We start from the raw sequence: 20,266 nt of genomic DNA, 5'->3' as shown, positions 1-20,266 counted from the left end.
TTGCATCGCGACCCTGATGAGCCGAAAACCGAATCGATGGCACGGGCCTGGTGGGTAACCGGCGCCGGCAAGGGCGAGATTCTGGAAACGCCACTGGTTACCTCTGATGACGAGCAGAAGGACGAATCGGTTACGGTTCAGGCGCTGTATTCGGGTATCAGTCGGGGCACGGAATCACTGGTTTTCCATGGCCGGGTACCAAAGAGCGAATACGCAGCCATGCGGGCGCCGTTTCAGGAGGGAGATTTTCCCTGGCCGGTAAAGTACGGCTACGCCAGCGTCGGCAAAGTAGTGGAAGGGCCTGCCGAGTTAGTGGGCCAAACGGTGTTCTGCCTTTATCCGCATCAGAATTGCTACCGGGTGCCGGCGTCGGCGTTGACGCCTTTGCCCAAAGACTTGCCCGCCGAGCGAGCAATACTTGCCGCCAACATGGAAACCGCTGTAAACGGCCTCTGGGATGGAGCGCCAGCAGTCGGTGACCGCATTGCCGTGGTTGGTCTTGGTGTTGTTGGCCTGCTCGTCGCCTGGCTGGCGAGTCGTATCCCGGGAGCTCGTGTCACCGCGATCGATACGAATCCAGAGAGACAGGCCGTTGCCGAACAGCTCGGTTTGACCTTCAGCAGTGAGTCGGCCCCTGATGATCACGACCTTGTTATCCATGCCAGTGGCCACCCCTCGGGCCTGGAGACCGCTCTTGGGCTGGCAGGGCAGGAGGCGACCATTGTGGAAATGAGCTGGTACGGGGATCAGCTGGTATCTGCACCGTTGGGGGCCGCATTCCATCCGCGGCGTCTGACCCTGAAATCCAGCCAGGTGGGCCAGATAGTGCCATCTCGAGTTCCACGGTGGGACTATCGCAAACGCCTGGCGCTCGCATTGGAATTGCTCCAGGACGAGGCGCTGGATGTGCTGATTACCGGCGAATGCAAGTTTGATGATCTACCAAAATCCATGGCGCGAATTCTGATTGATGGCCGGGATACCCTGTGCCATCGCGTTGTTTACTGAAAATCCAAAATTGCCTGCTAAGGAGAGACTATGTTCGGTTTGACGGTCCGGGACCACATGATGATTGCCCACAGCTTCAACGGAGAGATCTTTGGTCCTGCGCAGAAGGTTCATGGTGCCACCTATGTGGTCGACGTGACCTTTGAGCGTCACCAACTGGATAAGGACGACCTGGTCGTCGACATAGGCCTGGCTTCCGAGCTTCTCAAAAGCATTCTCTCCGAATTCAATATGCAGAACCTGGACGAGCTGCCGGAACTGCGTGGCCGGAATACCACGACCGAATTCATGGCCAAACTGGTTTTCGATCGTATGGCGGCAGCCATTCACGGTGGCCGTCTTGGCGAGACAGGAGAAGGGATTGTCAGCCTGAAAGTCACCCTCTCGGAATCCCACATTGCCTGGGCGAGCTACCATGCCGGAATCTGACAAACCGGGCTTCCTGGAGTTTATTGTTCCGGGTGATCCGGAACAGAACACGGGCGGTTACCGGTATGTCCGCAAGCTCGTGGAAGCTCTGGGCGACGACGGTTGCAGAACCCGGGTCAGTGGTTTGCCCGGGCAGTTTCCACGCCCGGACAGGGTTGCCCGTAGTGGAATGGATAAGAAGCTCGCGAGTCTGCCTGATGGCGCCTCTGTGGTACTCGATGGTCTTGCCATGGGGGGGCTGCCGGACATTGTTGAAAAGCATTCTCCACGCCTCAATCTGATCGCGCTGGTACACCACCCCCTAGCTGATGAAACGGGGATCAGCGAAGCCAATAGACAGTGGTTTTTTGATTCAGAAACGCGGGCGCTTAGATTTGTAAACGGGGTGATCACCACCAGCCAATATACCGCCGCTCGCCTGGCGGATTACGAGGTGCCGGCTGAGAGGATCAGGGTTGCCGAGCCGGGTGTCACCCGAGCCGCGAACCCCAGAGGCTGTGATCAGTCGTCGCAAACTGGTACCCCTCACATTTTGTGCGTTGCTCATCTGTCACCCCGAAAGGCCCAGCATCAATTGGTGGAGGCGCTGGAAAACCTGAAGGGCGTGTCGTGGCAATGCACGTTGGCAGGGTCTGACAGTCGTGATCCGGAATATAGCCAGCAGGTTCGCCGGGCGATTGCAGAAGCGGGCCTTGAAGACAGGATTGCGCTGGCAGGGGAGGTCGAAGAAGCCGGGCTGGCCGAGCTCTACCGCAAGGCGGATCTCTTTGTACTGCCCTCCCTGTACGAGGGCTATGGCATGGTGATTGATGAGGCGCTGGCGGAAGGGCTGCCCGTTATTTCCTCCGATGGCGGCGCCCTTGCCAACACCTCCGCCAAGCCTGGTGTGGTTCAGTATTGTGCGGGCGATGTCAGGGCCCTTGAGGCGCGCCTCAGGAACTGGCTGGAACATCCGGAACGGCTTGAGCACGCCCGTAAACTTGCCGCAAGGGAATCCCGCCGAATCCGCTCATGGGCGGATACCGGCAAAGATGTCTTAGAAGCGCTGCACTACTTCAGTGGCCTTTCCACGCATCTGCACCAGCATTCGGAATTCGAGAGCACATGGCTGGCAGCCCGGGAAGCAGCGGATCACCGGGCTCGCTCACAAGGGCTGACCGATCAGCTCAATCACTGGTTGTTGAATCGTTATGATGGCTTGTCGCCCGAGAGCCACTACCCGATGCAAATTGTCGACATTGGAACCGGTCGTGGCTCAAACGCGATTTTCCTGGTGCCTGCGCTGCAGGTGCCTCAAACCTGGCTGGCACTGGATCAGGATTCTGCGTTATTGCGGGAGGCCGGACAGCGTGTGGACCGCCTGGATGTGCCGTTTGAAACCCGCCCGGTTCAGCTGACGTCGGAAAACATGGAGCAACAACTGCCCTGGGAGGCGGACCTGATAACAGCGTCAGCACTGATTGATCTGGTTTCCGAGCCATGGCTGGATGCGTTAGCCCTCGCAGCCGCAGGAAGGAAGTCCGCGATGCTCATTGTGTTGAGCTATGCCGGTCACTTTGAGCTGTCTCCCGAGCATCCTGATGATGAGCTGGTGAAGACATTGGTAAATCGGCACCAGCACGGCGACAAGGGAATTGGTGCCGCGCTCGGGCCGGAGGCCAGCACTGTGTTGCAAGACCTGCTGGTTACCGAAGGTTACCGGGTTGAACTGGCGGAATCCCCCTGGATACTGGATGGCGCGGATCACGCCTTGGCCAAAATGCTGATGCAGGGCTGGATCGACGCGGCCATTGAGCAGTCACCTCACGAGGCGGACCGATTGTCACGCTGGCTGGAGACACGCAATCAGCAGTTATCCGAAGGGGATCTGACGATTGTTGTGAGACATCTGGATCTGCTGGCACTGCCACCCGAGGCATTGCCTTGACCGAACTGCGTCAACGGCAGGTGAAGCTGGCGGCCCGTTGGTTATTCACGGTTCTGGTTATCGGATTCGTGATCCGCTCGATTGATTCGGGTGAGCTCTGGCAGGAGCTTGCCCGCTTTTCTCCCTTTGTCCTGGTTCCCGCACTGGCACTTACGGTCTTTCAGGTGGCGTTGTCTGCCTGGCGATGGCGTTACACCGTCGAACGGCTCGGGCTGCCCCTGGCCTATGGAGTAGCGGTGCGGGAGTACTATCTGGCGACGTTTCTGAACCAGGTGTTGCCGGGAGGTGTGCTCGGCGACGTAAACCGGGCCTGGCGACATGGCAGCGGCGCCGGAGAGCGCCTCTCCGCTGTGCACGGGGTGGCCATCGAGCGACTTTCGGGCCAATTGGTTTTGGCGCTCGTGGTTGTCATATCGGGCAGCTGGCTGCTCGGTTCCGGACGGGTAACGGCTGATCACTTGAACGGCGGCGTCTGGCTGGGCGCCGGCGTTATTGGGGTGTTTCTTGCTCTCTGGTTGGCCCTGAAAACCGGGCTGGCGGCTTATCTTCAGCGGCTCAGGCGGGATCTCTATGAGTCTTTGCTAAACCGAACGGTGTTGCCGGTTCAGATTGGCTCATCTTTACTGGTGCTGGCGAGCTATCTTGGGGTGTTTCTCTGTCTGGCCTGGGGCGCAGGCTATATCGAAAGTACAGAGTCGGGGGCCATTATTGTCAGTCTGGGCAGTATCCTGCTGCTGAGCATGGTAATACCGCTGACGGTTGCTGGCTGGGGCATCCGCGAGGGCGCGGCAGCCTTGCTGTGGCCGATGGCGGGATTGCCCGCGGAGCAGGGCGTGGCACTGAGCGTTGGGTACGGAGCGTTGGTGTTGGTGTCCAGTTTGCCAGGGGCTGCTTTTTTTCGACCTACATATCACGGGTGAAGTCGAGGTCGAACAGCATGTCGCTGCCGAGGTTTATCAGCTGGGCGCGCGGCCGCAAGGCATCATCCAGAAAGTCGATCTCGGGAAGCGAGAAGGCTGGTCTGCCGCTGCCGATGATCATGGGTGCGACCATCACGTGAAGGCGGTCCAGCAATCCAGCGTTCAGGAAGCACGAAACGGTAACACCACCCCCTTCCACAAAGACTTTTTTCAGCCCCAGGTCTGCGAGAACCTCAAGGATCAATCTCGGATCGACGGCATCTTCGGATTCGGCATCCCCGAGACAGGGAATCTCAGTAACCCCGGAACCGATCGATGGATTCTCCGCTTTATCGTAAGTACCTGCCACCAACCGCAGGGTGGGAGCTTCGCCATCGGTGAACAGGTGATGGCTGTCTGGTACGCGATGATGACGGTCAATGACCACGCGCACGGGGTTGCGGCCACTGGTGCGGCGAACGGTCAAACGGGGATTGTCTGTAGTGGCGGTTCCGGCTCCGACAACAACCGCATGCGACACTGCGCGGATCCGGTGCAGATGGGTAATTCCATCGTCGCCGTTGATGAAACGGGAGCGACCGGTAACCGTGGCAATGCGTCCGTCCAGGCTTTGGCCCAACTGACCAATAACTTTGGGGCTGCCGTTATCTGGCACTGGCCGGCAAAGGGGTAGGAATACGGAGAGTAGATCCTTTGCCTCACCCGTGGCTGGCTGCATCAGGTGCCAGGCTCCGTGGCCGTTAAGTTTTACCGCTTCTTTGTCGGTTCCCGGCAATGGCAGTGTCACATTGCTGCGGTTAACTGCGCTAAGCACCAACTCCCATGCTGAGTCGATATCCAGAGTTCTTGCCGCCATAAATAGCCTGTTTGGTTGTTGCCTAGGAGCCTCTGAATGCCTCCGGAGCGCCTCTGCGTGCTCTGAGGGCTTCAGATGCAAGGCGCAGTTCGCAGCTAATGGCCGTAGCCCTTAGCAAGAGCTGCAACACAGCATGTGAAGTCCTCAGAGTACGCCCTCCGGGTTCTTCAGAGGTGCTTCGGAGGCATTCAGAGGCTCCTTTAGTATAGGCAGATTGTGTGCAAAGCTATATGTACGTTACATTTCCGGATTGATTCACTTCGCAGGGCATTATCGGGACAAGACTCCCGATTTGAATGACGAGGTAAATGGCCATGCAACATGCGCAACCCATTCAGCACTGGGAACCAGAGAAGCCTGAGGACCACGGGCAACTGGAACTTCCCGGTATTGCCCTGGACAAGAGTGATGAGCTGCTGGAGTCCCTGGCTGAGCTGGAGGAAGCGCTTGAGGAGGTCCAGCTGACCGGAGAAGAGATGGAACTGCTTCGCCGGTTCCGCAGGACGAGCGCGGAAAACCGGCGAATGATTCTTCAGATCCTGGGCAGCTGAACCCGCCCCGGATCCCTTACTTGCCTTTTCTGTAGATATTCTCGTAGACGTAGTTGGTGGCTTCCACAAAGCCATCAATGCTGCCGCAATCGAATCGACGCCCCTTGAACTGGTAAGCGAGTACGCAACCGTTCTTCGCCTGTTCGAGAAGGGCATCGGTAATCTGGACTTCACCGTTCTTGCCCGCCGGGGTCTTTTCAATAATGTCGAAAATATCTGGCGTAAGAATGTACCGCCCGATAATCGCCAGATTGCTCGGGGCATCTTCCGGGGCTGGCTTTTCCACCATATCGGTGATCCGGTAGAGACCATCTTTCATGGATTCACCGGCAATCACCCCGTACTTGTGGGTTTCGTCGGCCGGCACTTCTTCAATGGCAACAATGGAGCAGCGGAACTGGTTATAGAGCTTGACCATCTGCGCCAGTACGCCGTCTTCACCTTCGGGGCCAATGCAGAAGTCATCAGCCAGCACCACCGCAAAGGGACTGTCCCCCACAAGGTTGCGACCGGTCAGGATGGCGTGGCCGAGGCCTTTCATTTCATTCTGTCGGGTAAAGGCAAAGCTGTTGTGGTCGATCAGATCACGGATGGAGGTCAGCAGGTCTTCCTTGCCGGAACCGGCAATCTGGTGCTCAAGCTCGTAGCTGATGTCGAAATGGTCCTCAATGGCCCGCTTGCCCCGACCAGTCACAAAGCCGAATTCATGAATACCGGCTTCCGCGGCTTCTTCAACGCCGTATTGAACCAGGGGTTTGTTCACCACCGGCAGGATTTCCTTGGGCATCGCCTTGGTGGCCGGAAGAAAGCGGGTGCCGTAGCCGGCGACGGGAAACAGGCATTTTTTGATCATATCGTTCGTCCTTTGATGGTCGGTTTCACGCCCTGTGGGCTGCTTAACGCCTTTGCGTAAGCCTATTAACAAGTGTTCTATCACAAAGTGTGCCGAGTTTACCCAAGTTGTAACGACAAATGCAGGGGCGTGATGGAAATTGTACGTTCTAGCAAAGAGCTATGGCCCTTTAGAGGAGGGTTCTTCAGGTTTACCATCACCAAAAATTTCTCTGACCATAGGTCTTTCAGTGCGACCCTCCTTGCCTGCCTGCACTCATTTGGTGCGCTTTCGGCAGCGTGGGTTCCTTAACCGAATAGGCTCTCTACCTTTTATTGTTCGTACATAGTCCACGTGATCTTCTCTATGGCAATCTATAGCCCGGTACAGGAGGGGCGAGAACAATGGACAGACGAACGCTGATCAAGGGGCTGGGCGCACTGGTAAGTGCCGGCGCGTTACCACTGTCGCCCCTTGCGATGGGTACCGGCCTCCAACCAGTATCTGGAAGCAGTCCCCGTACCTTCAGCTACGCCTGGCTCAAAGGTCGGGCCCGGGCATTGGCCGCTGAGGCGTATGTCTCCCATAAAGACGAATTGCCCCAATCCCTGAAAAACCTCTCCTGGGATGATTACCAGGCCATTGCTTTTCGCGAAGACCAGGCGCTTTGGCGAAACGACAATAGCGCTTTCCAGGTTCAGCTCTTCCACCTTGGGCTGTATTTCCAGCAACCCGTCAAAATCCACGAAGTCATTGATGACCAGGCCAACGAACTGGCCTATCGACAGGATCTGTTCCGCTACAGCGGAGACCAGCCCCTGGGCGATCTGCCGGAAGACCTTGGCTACGCCGGATTTCGGGTTCACTACCACAACAACTTTGCCCTGGATCTGGCGGCCTTTCTCGGCGCCAGCTATTTCCGGGCGGTGGGCTCCGAGATGCAGTACGGCCTGTCAGCCAGGGGGCTGGCGATTGATACCGGCATGAATCGGGAGGAGGAGTTCCCTCGTTTCTCGGAGTTCTGGCTGGAGAAGCCGGCACCGGGCAGCCAGCTGCTCCGGGTATGGGCTCTGCTGGATTCTCCCAGCATCACCGGTGCCTACGCGTTTGTGCTCGACCCGGGGCGCAATATGGTCATGGATGTCGATGTGGCGTTGTATCCCAGAACCGAGATCACCCGGGCAGGGATTGCGCCGCTGACCAGCATGTACCAGGCGGGTGAAAATGACGATCGGATGGGCTACGACTGGCGGCCGGAAATACACGATTCCGACGGCCTGGCCATACGCAACGGCAACGGCGAGTGGTTGTGGCGGCCGTTGGTGAATCCCGTCAATCTCCGGTTCAACACTTTTCAGGACAACAATCCCGTCGGCTTTGGCCTGCTCCAGCGGGACAGGGATTTCGACCACTACCAGGATGACGGTGTGTTTTACGATCGCCGGCCCAGCCTCTGGGTGGAGCCCCGGGGAGACTGGGGGCGGGGCAGTGTTGATCTGGTGGAAATCCCTACCGTGGATGAAACCTTCGACAACATCGTCGCCTTCTGGCGCCCGCAGGAACCTCTGTTGCCAGGCCGGGAATACCTCTACAGCTACCGCCTGCACTGGGGCGAGCAAGCTCCGTTGCAACCATATGAATTAGCCACTGTGCAGGCAACCAGGACCGGGCTGGGCGGTGTTGTGGGTCAGGAGCGCACCTATTTCTCTTGGCGCTTTGCAGTTGATTTCGCCGGCGGCGCGCTTCAAATGCTCGCCAAGGATGCAGGGGTAGAGACGGTCATAAGCGTGAGCCGCGGAGACGTCGAAATCACTTCCGCAAGACCATTGTCTGCAATCAATGGCTACCGGGCCATGTTTGACCTCGTGCCAGATGATTCCACTGAACCTGTCAATATCCGCCTGTACCTCAGGCTGGGCGGCGAGCCGCTGACGGAGACCTGGCTATATCAGTACACTCCGCCACCGGTCGACGAACGCCAGATCTACTGATTGGCTCTGCCTATTGTAAACAATCTGCAGCTCAATTTAGCCAATATTGTTGACAATATGATCGCTCAAGCGTAGCTTTGCTCAAAATCAACCCGGTTTTGTTGACAAACTATGGCTGAGTTACTGTCTACCACCTACACCCGCGCCGATGAGGCGTTTGATTGTCTGCAAACTGCAATCGTCAAAGGGGAACTGGCGCCCGGCGAGAAGATCGGCGAACTGGAGCTTTGTTCCCGTTTTAACCTCACGCGCGGCCCGCTCCGGGAAGCGCTGGGCCGTCTTGAATCCCGCGGCCTTCTGGTTCGCCGTCCCCACGCCGGCGTCAAGGTGGTTTCAGTCAGCGCATCCGAGTTAATGGAGCTCTACCGCATACGCGAAGTCATGGAAGGTCTGGCCGCCCGCCAGGCAGCCGAGCGTATGACCGATCAGGAAATTGCCGATCTTCAGGCGACCCTCGACACCCACGAACGCATGATCGACGAAGCCCAGGGCCAGGCCTATTACCAGGCCGAAGGGGATTACGACTTTCACCACAGAATCGCCACCGGCAGCCGCAACACCAAACTTGCCCAGATGCTGTTGGGTGATCTTTATTACATGGTACGGATGTACCGTTACCGTCTCAGCACCTCCACCGGGCGCCCCCAGCGGGCACTGGGTGAACACCGCCGTATCGTCGAGGCCATCGCCCAGCGCGATGGGGAACTCGCCGAATTTCTGATGAAGCGCCATATCAACGCAGCAAGACAGAACATCGAGAGAAAGATCGAGGAAGGCGAGCTCACAATTTGAACAAGGGGTCAGACCCCGATTTCACGCACAAATTTACGAATAACCAAGAGAGGCCAACACCATGTCCAACAAACTCAGCCCCGGCGCCCGCTTCCGCAAGGCGCTCAAAGACAACCAGCCCTTGCAGATCGTCGGCACCATCAACGCCTACGCCGCTATGATGGCCGATAAAGTGGGTCATCAGGCCATTTATCTTTCCGGTGGCGGCGTTGCTAACGCCTCCTACGGCTTGCCGGATCTGGGCATGACCTCCATGAACGATGTGGTTGAGGACGTTCGCCGGATTACCGCAGCTACCGACGTACCTTTGCTGGTCGACATTGATACCGGCTGGGGCGGCGCTTTCAACATCGCCCGCACCATCCGCGAGATGGAGCGTGCTGGTGCAGCCGCTGTCCACATCGAAGACCAGGTTGCCCAGAAACGCTGTGGTCACCGCCCGAACAAGGAAATCGTGTCCCAGGAGGAGATGGTCGACCGCATCAAGGCCGCCGTGGATGCCCGTGAAGACAAAGACTTCTTTATCATGGCCCGTACCGACGCGTTCCAGAAAGAAGGCCTCGAAGCCGCCATAGAGCGGGCCAAGGCCTGCATAGACGCCGGTGCCGACGGCATCTTTGCGGAAGCGGTTACGGAACTTGAGCACTACAAGGCCTTCTCCGAAGCCCTGGACGTGCCTATCCTGGCCAACATCACCGAATTTGGTGCCACACCGCTATACAACCGCAAGGAACTGGCCGAAGCCGGCGCAGACATGGTTCTGTACCCGCTCAGCGCCTTCCGCGCCATGAACAAGGCCGCTCTGACTGTTTACCAGAACATCCTGGAGAAGGGCGACCAGAAAGACGTGGTTGATATGATGCAGACCCGCATGGAGCTTTACGATTTCCTGAACTACCACGATTTCGAGCAGAAGCTGGACCAGCTGTTCCAGCAGAGCAAAGGCTAACAGCATTTATCCCCTCTCCCCTAGCGGGAGAGGGCCAGGGAGAGGGGGTAGAGAAGCACTCCGCAGAATCGGAAGCTTCCCCTCTCCCCCGGCCCCTCTCCCGCACGGGGAGAGGGGAGTCACAAATATTCAGGATTGGCCCAAGGGGTAATCCGACACCCCAAACAAGATAACGATGGGAGACAACAATGGCTGAAGCAAAACAACTGAGTGGCGCAGGCCTCCGTGGCCAGGTAGCTGGCGAAACGGCTCTGTGCACCGTCGGCAAAAGCGGCGCCGGCCTGACATACCGCGGCTATGACATCGCAGATCTAGCCGAGAAGGCCCAGTTTGAGGAAATCGCTTACCTTCTGCTTCGGGGCAAACTGCCCAATCGGCAGGAGCTGGATGCCTATACCAAAAAACTCCAGAGCCTGCGTGGCCTGCCGGCTGCCCTGAAAACCGTGCTTGAGCAGATCCCCAAAGACGCGCACCCGATGGACGTGATGCGTACCGGCTGCTCCATGCTGGGTAATCTGGAAACGGAAGAAGATTTCGGCGAGCAGGACGACAAGATCGACCGCATGCTGGCGGTGTTCCCGTCCATCATCACCTACTGGTACCGCTTTGCCCACGAGGGTGTTCGGATCGAAACCGAGAGCGACGTGGATTCCATCGGCGGCCATTTCCTGGAGCTGCTTCACGGCAAGAAGCCCAGCGAACTGCACGAGCGCGTGATGAACGTCTCTCTGATCCTGTACGCAGAGCACGAGTTCAACGCCTCCACGTTCACCGCCCGCGTGTGTGCCTCCACACTGTCTGACATTCACAGCTGTGTGACCGGTGCGATCGGTTCACTGCGCGGTCCTCTGCACGGCGGTGCCAACGAGGCCGCCATGGCGCTGATCCAGAAGTTTAAGACCCCTGAAGAGGCCGAAGAAGGCCTGATGGGCATGCTTGAGCGGAAAGAAAAGATCATGGGCTTCGGTCACGCGATTTATAAGGAGTCCGACCCGCGGAACGCCATCATCAAGCAGTGGTCCAAGAAGCTGGCGGAAGAAGTGGGCGATACCGTGCTGTATCCGGTATCCGAGCGCTGTGAAGCAGTTATGTGGCGCGAGAAGAAGCTGTTCTGTAACGCCGACTTCTTCCATGCATCCGCCTACCACTTCATGGGCATTCCAACCGAATTGTTCACCCCGATCTTCGTAATGTCCCGGGTATCCGGCTGGACCGCCCACGTGAAAGAGCAGCGCGAGAACAACCGCATCATCCGCCCAAGTGCCGATTACACCGGCCCGGCGGATTCGAATTGGGTGCCGATCGACGAGCGGCCGTGATTTTTCACTCTCCTCTCCCCCCCGCGGGAGAGGGGCTGGGGGAGAGGGGGAGCGTGAACATCACACCACGCGGTCTCCCCCTCTCCCTAACCCTCTCCCACAAGGGGAGAGGGAACCAATAAACCAAGATTCCGAGTACTGCTCATGAACACTGAATACCGTAAACCGCTCCCAGGTACCGACCTGGACTATTTCGATACTCGCCAGGCCGTGGAAGACATCCAGGCCGGCGCGTACGACAAGCTCCCATACACCTCCAAGATCCTGGCTGAGCAACTGGTTCGCCGGTGCGATCCCGAGGTGCTGACGGATTCCCTGAAACAGCTGATCGAACGCAAGCGCGACCTGGATTTCCCCTGGTATCCGGCCCGCGTGGTGTGCCACGACATTCTTGGCCAGACCGCCCTGGTGGATCTGGCCGGCCTGCGTGACGCCATCGCCGAGAAGGGCGGTGATCCCGCCAAGGTCAACCCGGTGGTTCCTACCCAGCTGATCGTGGATCATTCGCTTGCCGTTGAGCACGCCGGTTTCGAGAAGGACGCGTTCGAGAAGAACCGTGAGATTGAAGACCGTCGAAACGATGACCGTTTCCACTTCATCAACTGGACCAAGACCGCGTTCAAAAACGTGGACGTGATCCCTCCCGGCAACGGCATCATGCACCAGATCAACCTGGAGAAGATGTCTCCGGTGATTCAGAATCGGCCGGATGGGGAAGGAAAGCGCGTAGCCTTCCCGGATACCTGTGTCGGTACCGACAGTCACACCCCGATGGTTGATGCCCTGGGTGTTATCTCCGTGGGTGTGGGTGGTCTGGAAGCCGAGAGCGTTATGCTGGGGCGTGCCTCCATGATGCGCCTGCCGGATATTGTGGGTGTAGAGCTGACGGGCAAACTGCAGCCCGGCATCACCAGTACCGACATGGTACTGGCCATCACCGAGTTCCTGCGCAAGGAGAAAGTGGTCGGCGCATACCTGGAGTTCTATGGTGAAGGCGCAGACAGCCTCAGCGTGGGCGACCGTGCCACCATCTCCAACATGACTCCGGAGTATGGTGCCACCGCAGCGATGTTCTACATCGACGGTCAGACCATCGACTATCTGAAGCTGACCGGTCGCGAGGACGATCAGGTTGCCCTGGTGGAGAAATACGCCAAGGAAACCGGTCTCTGGGCCGACAGCATGAAGAACGCCGAATACGAGCGCGTGCTGAAGTTCGACCTGTCCAAAGTTACCCGTACCCTGGCTGGCCCCTCCAACCCCCATGCGCACCTGCCCACATCCGAGCTGGCAGAACGCGGCATCGCGGGTGAGTGGGAACAGGAAGAGGGTAAAATGCCGGATGGCGCCTGCATCATCGCCGCCATCACCAGCTGTACCAACACCAGTAACCCCCGCAACATGGTGGCTGCCGGCCTGATCGCCCGTAACGCCAACAAGCTGGGGCTGACCCGCAAGCCCTGGGTGAAAACCTCCCTGGCGCCGGGTTCCAAGACCGTGAAGATGTACCTGGAAGAAGCCAAACTGTTGCCGGAGCTGGAACAACTCGGTTTTGGCGTGGTGGCTTTTGCCTGCACCACCTGTAACGGCATGAGTGGCGCCCTGGATCCGAAGATCGCGCAGGAAATCATGGATCGCGATCTGTTCTCCACGGCGGTGCTGTCCGGGAACCGGAACTTTGACGGCCGGATTCACCCCTACGCCAAACAGGCATTCCTGGCGTCGCCGCCGTTGGTGGTTGCCTATGCGATCGCAGGCACCATCCGTTTCGACATCGAAAAAGACGCCCTGGGCTACGACAAAGACGGCAACCCCGTCACCCTGAAGGACATCTGGCCGGACGATGCGGAAATTGATGCCATCGTGAAATCCAGCGTTAAGCCGGAACAGTTCCGCAGCACCTACATCCCGATGTTCGACATCACCCGGGATGCCCAGGCCAACACCAACCCGCTTTACGAGTGGCGCCCCCAGAGCACCTACATCCGCCGCCCGCCGTACTGGGAAGGTGGCATGGTTGGTGAGAAGACCCTCAAGGGCATGCGCCCGCTGGCGGTGTTGCCGGACAACATCACCACCGACCACCTGTCGCCCTCCAACGCGATCATGATGAACAGCGCAGCCGGTGAATACCTGCACAAGATGGGTGTGCCGGAGGAAGACTTTAACTCCTACGCCACCCACCGCGGCGACCACCTGACTGCCCAGCGCGCAACGTTTGCCAACCCGAAACTGTTCAACGAAATGGTCCGGGATGAGAACGGCAACGTGAAGCAGGGCTCCCTGGCCCGCATCGAGCCGGAAGGCAAGGTTGTCCGCATGTGGGAAGCCATCGAAACCTACATGGAGCGCAAGCAGCCGCTGATCATCATCGCCGGTGCCGACTACGGGCAGGGCTCCTCCCGTGACTGGGCCGCCAAGGGCGTTGCCCTGGCCGGTGTCGAAGCCATCGTGGCCGAAGGTTTCGAGCGGATTCACCGCACCAACCTGATCGGTATGGGTGTTATGCCCCTGCAGTTCGAGGAAGGCACCACCCGCAAGACGCTCGGCATCGACGGCACCGAAACCTACGACGTGGAAGGTACCCCGGCGCCCCGCGCGGAGCTCACGCTGGTCATCCACCGGAAGAACGGCAGCACCGAGCGCATTCCGGTTGTCTGCCGTCTGGATACCGCTGAAGAAGTGTCTATCTACAGCGCAGGTGGTGTGTTGCAGCGGTTTGCGGAAGATTTCCTGCAGTCCGAAGGCGCCGCCTAAGCTTGCAAACAAGGGGTCAGAAGAAAGCCTTCTTCTGACCCCGTCTTCACTAAGAGAGCAGATTAATGACCCACGCTCCCCAAATTAAAGTCCCGGCCACGTACATGCGTGGCGGCACCAGCAAAGGCGTCTTTTTCCGGCTGAAGGACCTCCCGGAACCCTGCCAAACCCCAGGCGAAGCCCGGGACAAACTCCTGCTGCGAGTCATTGGCAGCCCCGACCCCTACCAGAAACAAATCGACGGCATGGGCGGCGCTACCTCCAGCACCAGCAAGACTGTGATCCTGGCGGAGCCGACCCAGCCGGATCACGATGTCGACTACCTGTTCGGCCAGGTCTCCATCGACAAGCCGTTCGTGGACTGGAGCGGTAACTGCGGCAACCTCACCGCTGCCGTGGGCGCTTTCGCCATCAACAGCGGTTTCGTAGCCAAAGACCGGATTCCGGAGAATGGCACCTGCACCGTGCGTATCTGGCAGGCCAACATCAGAAAGACCATCGTCGCCCACGTTCCCATCACCAACGGTGAAGTGCAGGAAACCGGCGATTTCGAGTTGGACGGCGTAACCTTCCCGGCCGCGGAAGTGCAGGTGGAGTTCATGGACCCGGCCGATGGCGAAGGCTCCATGTTCCCCACCGGCAACCTGGTGGACGACCTGGAAGTACCGGGCGTAGGCACCCTCAAAGCCACCATGATCAATGCCGGTATCCCTACCATCTTCGTCAACGCCGAGGACATCGGGTACAAAGGCACCGAGCTGCAGAACGACATCAACTCCGATCCCAAAGCCCTGGCCAGGTTCGAAACCATCCGTGCTCACGGTGCGGTAAAAATGGGGCTGATCCAGAACATCGAAGAAGCCGCCAACCGCCAGCACACCCCGAAAGTCGCTTTCGTGGCGAAGCCGTCGGATTACGTATCCTCAAGCGGTAAGAATATCGGAGCAGGGGATGTGGACGTCCTCGTTCGTGCCCTGTCCATGGGCAAGCTCCACCACGCCATGATGGGCACGGCGGCGGTGGCGATTGCCACGGCATCGGCGGTTCCGGGAACCCTGGTGAATCTGGCTGCAGGTGGTGGCGACCGCACCCATGTGACTTTCGGTCATCCTTCCGGCACCTTGCGTGTGGGAGCTGAAGCGAAGGAAGTGGAGGGTCAGTGGACCGCGACCAAAGCCATTATGAGCCGCAGTGCGCGGGTTTTGATGGAAGGTTGGGTTAGGGTTCCTGGCGACGCATTCTGAACCGGAGCAGAGTGGTCATGGCTCTGAACTGGATCCAGGAAACGGAGAGTTGATTCGGCTCAGGCTAATGGTATGATTTTGTCATACGCAGTCCGTTTCGTAGGGAATAGCCATGACCATGCAACGCAAGACTATCACGCTGACAGAACAACAGGACTCTTGGGTGAAAGGCCGCATCGATAGCGGCCACTTCGGCAATGATAGTGAGTATATCCGCTATCTGATTCGCAGAGATCAGCAGGCAGAAGAGCGCCTTGCTATTCTCAGACAAGCCCTCGCTGAAGGTGAGTTGAGCGGTGAACCAAAGTCTCTGGATATGTCAGCAATAAAGGCTGCCGGACGTGAGCGAATAAAGGCAGCGGATTAGTGCTACAGCTAACTATCTCCCCGAAGGCCGAATCCGACCTGATCGGAATCTGGGTGTACACCTGTGAACAATGGGGAGTTGATCAGGCCGATAAATACTTGGATCAACTGGATTCAGGAATGAATCGACTTATCGAGCATCCGTCACTCGGCGCCGACTACACGCACGTTTTCCCGGAGTACCGTAGATTGCAGGTTGAGCACCATTCTGTTTTCTACAAAGTTCAGGCATCCCAGGTGATTGTTATACGTGTATTGCACCAGGAAATGGATGCGCCAGATCGGCTTCTGGAATAGTAATAGTGATCGTTCCTAAAGGGGGCGTATATGAAAGATCAAGATGCAGCTCTGGCCAGTTTTTCAGCCGAAGATGAGGAGATTCCCGCTTCGATAGTGACGAGTCTCCTTTCAGGTGATGAGCATCCGCTTAAGATCTGGAGGGAGTATCGGGGCTACACCCAAGAATCACTTGGCAACGAAGTTAGGATAGGAAAGTCGTACGTGTCTCAAATCGAGGCGGGATCTAAAACCGCTTCTACAAAGGTCCTTGGAGCACTTGCGAAAGCCCTTCGGGTTGATATCGACGATTTGCTGGAGTGATGTTTTTTTATAACACCGGCTATTTAAAGCTCAAGTCGGCAACCAAAGCCATCATGAGCCGCAGTGCGCGGGTTTTGATGGAAGGTTGGGTCAGGGTGCCTGGCGACAAGATTTGATTGCAAAGTGTAGACTGCGTTAACCATTTGAGCCGGAGTTTAATAACTTCGGCTTTTTTGTTCCTACAATCCGAGGTATCAGTCCGAGTGCTGTTTCGTCAGAAAAATATACACTTTTTGGTGCCGCCTCTATCAAGAAACGAAGTTCCAGTGTTTTCGTGCCCTAACTGAATGTAATATAAAGAAAAATAACTCTCGATTAAAAAAGGCACTTTTCTTGCGTCTCCATTAGGGTCAACTTGGGATTCATACAGTTGGATTCATGGCAGTAATTGTGCGCGCCCTAAACAAGGAGTAGAACTCCAGCAATTTTTACATGTTCGACTGGAAACAGGGTAACCAAGACTATGAGGGTGCCTCGGCCCCGCAAGGTATGACAATCAAAAAGTACCAGGGCGGAACTGGAAAGGGTTGAAGTAGTTTTACGGACTATGAGCTATGGAATATAACGGTCAATGATGCAACGTTTTCGTCCGGCCAGTTTCGTTTCTACAACTACTCTCAGGCAAACGTGCAATATGCAGGTTTCGAGCAGGAGGGAGGCGTAATCGTAACGCCTACACCAGTTCCAGAGTCTGGAACGATTGGATTGCTGTCTCTAGGGCTGCTTGGATCAGGGTTCCATAAAGCCATTCGGCCTGCAGACCGAATGGCTTTTTTAGGATATACCTTTGACAGATCGCTAACGCGATATTAATGAGCTCTGGAAAGGCGGTAAACTTGGTGTTTTATCCGGTTTTGACGCCATTATCCTCACGATAGCGTTGAAGATATTGGCGTTCAGTAGAGAGCTTTGTCTATTACTGCAGTGTATCCCTCAGTCGCAGAATTACCGTCAAAAACCTTTACATTGCGCTTTCTTCCAGTCAGGCGGAATACACCAGGCTGTCACTGAATATAATTTGTAACTACCTGAATTAAAAATGAAACCTTGGGAAAATTCCGACAACCGGCATTGGTTTTGCATTTTTAACTGACGATGGATGGATTTCGAAAACCCAATCCTTCCACGCGGCTCCGATGATGGACCCGAAATTAATCGGATGTCCTGAACAGGAAACAGGGAGTAAGTGATCATGACTCGTTTCACTAAAAAGATTCTAGCAGCGGCGGTAATGAGCACAATTGGAGGTGTCGCATCGGCTGCCCCGTTCACCGAGATCCGGATTGGCGATAATGATGGTTTTGGCTATGACGCTGATCCCAATTTCGCCGATTTGACGGGTGACGGCGGCACTGCTGACCGAAATTCTGATGGTCACCTTGGCCCGAATGATGTTCTTCCAAGCATGAATGGTGATAACACTGTAGCCACTGGTTCGGGAGATGATTTCGACAACAGAAACGGCGAATCCATTAATGGTGCCGGATTCACAGATAAAGGAACGACTGGCGCAACATTCACTGATATCAGCCTCTCAACCAGCTACGACAGCTCTTCTGCAAGTGAGCAGGTTTATAACGCCAACACGGGTACCTCCGGCAGTGGAGGTGTCTTCCCTTCAGGTCTATCCAGTACTCTGCCGAATCAACCGGGTTTTTCATTTCTTTTTGAAGTGGATAAAGCAGACATTACGGTCGGTACCGATATCTTCTTTAATATGGTATTCGCCGATTATGATGTCCAGCCGGCGAACATAGAGTTTATTTATGCGTCGGGAAAAGAAACTCTGGGGGTGACTTCGCAAAACAACGGTCCGAACGATGGTTTGATCCAGGGCGCTTTCGCGAAACTCGATTTTTATGATGTTTTCAGTGATGGCGATAGTGTATGGAATGGTGTTCTCGGCGTAAACTTCGACGCACCAAACGAGCCATATACGGCGTTTGATTACGTCGAGCTCAGCGTGAAGCCGTTGGTGGTCGATGTGCCAGAGCCGGGCACGTTGGCTCTTTTTGCTCTTGGTTTGACGGGTATATTCGGCATTAGGAAATTGCCCTTGCATCGGCCAATGTAAAAGCTCTTTCTGATAGGCACCTGGTGCGCATTCCAGGTGCCTTGTCTCCCAATGTGTGTGAGCTAGGCTCTAGGCATAGCAATTCTTTTGGGAGAAACATTATGAGCTCCACATTCGATCTCAACGAACGCCCCGACTACGATGAAGTCCTGCAGAAAATCGCGGACTACGTTCTTACCTATGAAATAAACAGTGAAGAAGCCTGGAATACCGCCCGTTATTGCCTGATGGATACCATCGGCTGCGGGCTTCTGGCTTTAAGGTTCCCCGAATGCACCAAACATCTCGGTCCGTTCGTCAAGGGTACGGCGGTTCCACATGGCTCGAGAGTACCCGGAACGCCTTACCGGCTGGACCCGGTAAAAGCTGCCTGGGATATCGGTTGCATCGTCCGCTGGCTGGATTACAACGACACCTGGCTTGCGGCTGAGTGGGGCCACCCCTCAGACAACTTGGGCGCTATTCTGGCCGTGGCCGACCATTTGTCGCAGAAGCGTGTTGCCGAGGGCAAAGAACCTTTAACCATGCGGGCTGTGTTGGAAGCCATGATCATGGCCCATGAAATCCAGGGCGTTCTGGCGCTGGAAAACTCCTTCAACCGCGTGGGGCTGGATCATGTCGTGCTGGTCAAGGTCGCTTCAACCGCTGTTTCAGCAAAACTCATGGGCGCCAACCGTGCACAGATGCTGTCTGCGCTGTCTCACGCCTGGGTAGACGGGCAGTCTTTACGAACCTACCGCCATGCTCCCAATGCAGGCTCCCGAAAGTCCTGGGCGGCAGGTGATGCCACATCGAGGGCTGTGAGGCTTGCCGATATCGCCATGCGCGGTGAGATGGGTATCCCCAGCGCGTTAACTGCGCCGCAGTGGGGCTTCTATGACGTACTGTTCAGCAAAACCAACAAGGATCAAAAGCTGAAGCCTGAGCACAAGCGTCAGTTTTCTTTACCACAGGAGTTTGGCTCCTACGTGATGGAGAATATCCTGTTCAAGATTTCCTTCCCGGCTGAATTTCATGCCCAGACGGCGGCTGAAGCGGCGGTTACTTTGCATCCGCAAGTCAAAGACCGATTGGATGAGATCGGCCGCATCGTGATCACCACCCACGAATCGGCGATTCGGATTATTTCCAAACAGGGCGATTTGGCCAATGCCGCGGATCGGGATCATTGCCTGCAATACATGACCGCCGTGCCTCTGATTTTTGGCAATCTCAAAGCGGAGCATTACGAAGACGGCTTTCACGCGGAAAATCCGGTTATCGATCAATTGCGTGAGAAAATGGAGGTGGTTGAAGATGAGCGATACACCCGGGAGTACCTGGAAGAAGACAAACGCTCCATAGCCAATGCCATTCAGGTTTTCTTTAAGGATGGCAGCAGCACCGGCCAGGTGGCAGTTGAATATCCCATTGGCCATCGTCGTCGCAGGAAGGACGGCATTCCGCTGTTGACGGATAAATTCCGGAATAACTTGGCGACACGGTTTAACGGCCAGCGGTGTGAACAGATCTATGGTTTCTGTAAGGACCAGGAGACGCTAGAGAACCTGGCCGTGCAGGAGTTTGTCGGGCTTTTTGTAATCTAATCGGTCGGTGGGCTTAAAAACTGACCCGGGCCCAAGTCGAGCTTAACAATACTTTGAGATACACA

Annotated in this window: 18 protein-coding genes; 16 read left to right on the top strand and 2 right to left on the bottom strand. The window is 56.6% G+C overall.

What is annotated here, in order from left to right; all coding sequences use genetic code 11:
* From AC13E3_RS19550 to AC13E3_RS19535, 4 genes are read left to right on the top strand one after another with little or no spacing between them, the layout of a single operon-like run.
* Positions 1-1,008: a zinc-dependent alcohol dehydrogenase gene (locus AC13E3_RS19550; RefSeq protein ID WP_482902413.1), complete on the top strand. Its 1,008-nt coding sequence runs from the start codon at positions 1-3 to the stop codon at positions 1,006-1,008.
* Between the two features lie 30 nt (positions 1,009-1,038).
* Positions 1,039-1,437, top strand: coding sequence for a 6-pyruvoyl trahydropterin synthase family protein (locus AC13E3_RS19545; RefSeq protein WP_008171956.1), 399 nt, complete (start codon positions 1,039-1,041; stop codon positions 1,435-1,437).
* A complete protein-coding gene (locus tag AC13E3_RS19540) occupies positions 1,424-3,364 on the top strand; it encodes a glycosyltransferase (protein ID WP_482902412.1) in 1,941 nt (646 codons plus the stop codon). Before AC13E3_RS19545 ends, AC13E3_RS19540 begins: the two co-directional genes overlap by 14 nt.
* On the top strand, positions 3,361-4,284 hold the full coding sequence (locus AC13E3_RS19535) for a lysylphosphatidylglycerol synthase transmembrane domain-containing protein (RefSeq protein ID WP_482902411.1): 924 nt from the start codon (positions 3,361-3,363) through the stop codon (positions 4,282-4,284). Before AC13E3_RS19540 ends, AC13E3_RS19535 begins: the two co-directional genes overlap by 4 nt.
* Here the strand turns inward: AC13E3_RS19535 and AC13E3_RS19530 are convergent.
* Positions 4,268-5,140 carry a RibD family protein gene (locus AC13E3_RS19530; RefSeq protein ID WP_482902410.1) on the bottom strand — a complete coding sequence of 291 codons (873 nt, stop codon included), beginning with the start codon at positions 5,138-5,140 and terminating at the stop codon, positions 4,268-4,270. The genes AC13E3_RS19535 and AC13E3_RS19530 overlap by 17 nt on opposite strands.
* A gap of 308 nt (positions 5,141-5,448) precedes the next feature.
* On the opposite strand from AC13E3_RS19530, the gene AC13E3_RS19525 reads away from it, so the two are divergent.
* A complete protein-coding gene (locus AC13E3_RS19525; RefSeq protein ID WP_482902409.1) occupies positions 5,449-5,691 on the top strand; it encodes a hypothetical protein in 243 nt (80 codons plus the stop codon).
* Between the two features lie 16 nt (positions 5,692-5,707).
* Here AC13E3_RS19525 and galU read toward each other — a convergent pair whose 3' ends face one another.
* Positions 5,708-6,544, bottom strand: coding sequence for a UTP--glucose-1-phosphate uridylyltransferase GalU (gene galU / locus AC13E3_RS19520; protein ID WP_482902408.1), 837 nt, complete (start codon positions 6,542-6,544; stop codon positions 5,708-5,710).
* 383 nt (positions 6,545-6,927) lie between these two features.
* On the opposite strand from galU, the gene AC13E3_RS19515 reads away from it, so the two are divergent.
* The 11 genes from AC13E3_RS19515 (at position 6,928) to prpD (ending at position 20,201) form a co-directional block, all read left to right on the top strand.
* On the top strand, positions 6,928-8,514 hold the full coding sequence (locus AC13E3_RS19515) for an OpgD/OpgG family glucan biosynthesis protein (RefSeq protein WP_482902407.1): 1,587 nt from the start codon (positions 6,928-6,930) through the stop codon (positions 8,512-8,514).
* Between the two features lie 111 nt (positions 8,515-8,625).
* Positions 8,626-9,306: a GntR family transcriptional regulator gene (locus AC13E3_RS19510; protein WP_014577287.1), complete on the top strand. Its 681-nt coding sequence runs from the start codon at positions 8,626-8,628 to the stop codon at positions 9,304-9,306.
* A 61-nt stretch (positions 9,307-9,367) separates the two neighbouring features.
* Positions 9,368-10,255 carry a methylisocitrate lyase gene (gene prpB / locus AC13E3_RS19505; RefSeq protein WP_482902406.1) on the top strand — a complete coding sequence of 296 codons (888 nt, stop codon included), beginning with the start codon at positions 9,368-9,370 and terminating at the stop codon, positions 10,253-10,255.
* 188 nt (positions 10,256-10,443) lie between these two features.
* Positions 10,444-11,574 (top strand): bifunctional 2-methylcitrate synthase/citrate synthase, encoded by a 1,131-nt coding sequence (prpC, locus tag AC13E3_RS19500; RefSeq protein ID WP_482902405.1) that lies wholly within the window; start codon positions 10,444-10,446, stop codon positions 11,572-11,574.
* A 144-nt stretch (positions 11,575-11,718) separates the two neighbouring features.
* Positions 11,719-14,331: a Fe/S-dependent 2-methylisocitrate dehydratase AcnD gene (acnD, locus tag AC13E3_RS19495; protein WP_482902404.1), complete on the top strand. Its 2,613-nt coding sequence runs from the start codon at positions 11,719-11,721 to the stop codon at positions 14,329-14,331.
* Positions 14,332-14,396: 65 nt separating this feature from the next.
* Positions 14,397-15,575, top strand: a complete 1,179-nt coding sequence (prpF, locus tag AC13E3_RS19490) for a 2-methylaconitate cis-trans isomerase PrpF (RefSeq protein WP_482902403.1) — start codon at positions 14,397-14,399, stop codon at positions 15,573-15,575.
* 112 nt (positions 15,576-15,687) lie between these two features.
* Positions 15,688-15,942 (top strand): type II toxin-antitoxin system ParD family antitoxin, encoded by a 255-nt coding sequence (locus tag AC13E3_RS19485; protein WP_482902402.1) that lies wholly within the window; start codon positions 15,688-15,690, stop codon positions 15,940-15,942.
* Positions 15,942-16,238, top strand: coding sequence for a type II toxin-antitoxin system RelE/ParE family toxin (locus AC13E3_RS19480; RefSeq protein ID WP_482902401.1), 297 nt, complete (start codon positions 15,942-15,944; stop codon positions 16,236-16,238). Before AC13E3_RS19485 ends, AC13E3_RS19480 begins: the two co-directional genes overlap by 1 nt.
* Before the next feature lie 30 nt (positions 16,239-16,268).
* Positions 16,269-16,541, top strand: coding sequence for a helix-turn-helix domain-containing protein (locus tag AC13E3_RS19475; protein ID WP_482902400.1), 273 nt, complete (start codon positions 16,269-16,271; stop codon positions 16,539-16,541).
* A gap of 1,192 nt (positions 16,542-17,733) precedes the next feature.
* Positions 17,734-18,615 (top strand): PEP-CTERM sorting domain-containing protein, encoded by an 882-nt coding sequence (locus AC13E3_RS19470; RefSeq protein ID WP_482902399.1) that lies wholly within the window; start codon positions 17,734-17,736, stop codon positions 18,613-18,615.
* A gap of 101 nt (positions 18,616-18,716) precedes the next feature.
* Positions 18,717-20,201 carry a 2-methylcitrate dehydratase gene (gene prpD / locus AC13E3_RS19465; RefSeq protein WP_482902398.1) on the top strand — a complete coding sequence of 495 codons (1,485 nt, stop codon included), beginning with the start codon at positions 18,717-18,719 and terminating at the stop codon, positions 20,199-20,201.
* Positions 20,202-20,266: the final 65 nt, after the last annotated feature.

It is taken from the genome of Marinobacter sp. L-80, assembly GCF_056859395.1.
Note: the sequence above shows the minus strand (reverse complement) of the source record. Positions and strands in the feature narration are given on the sequence as shown.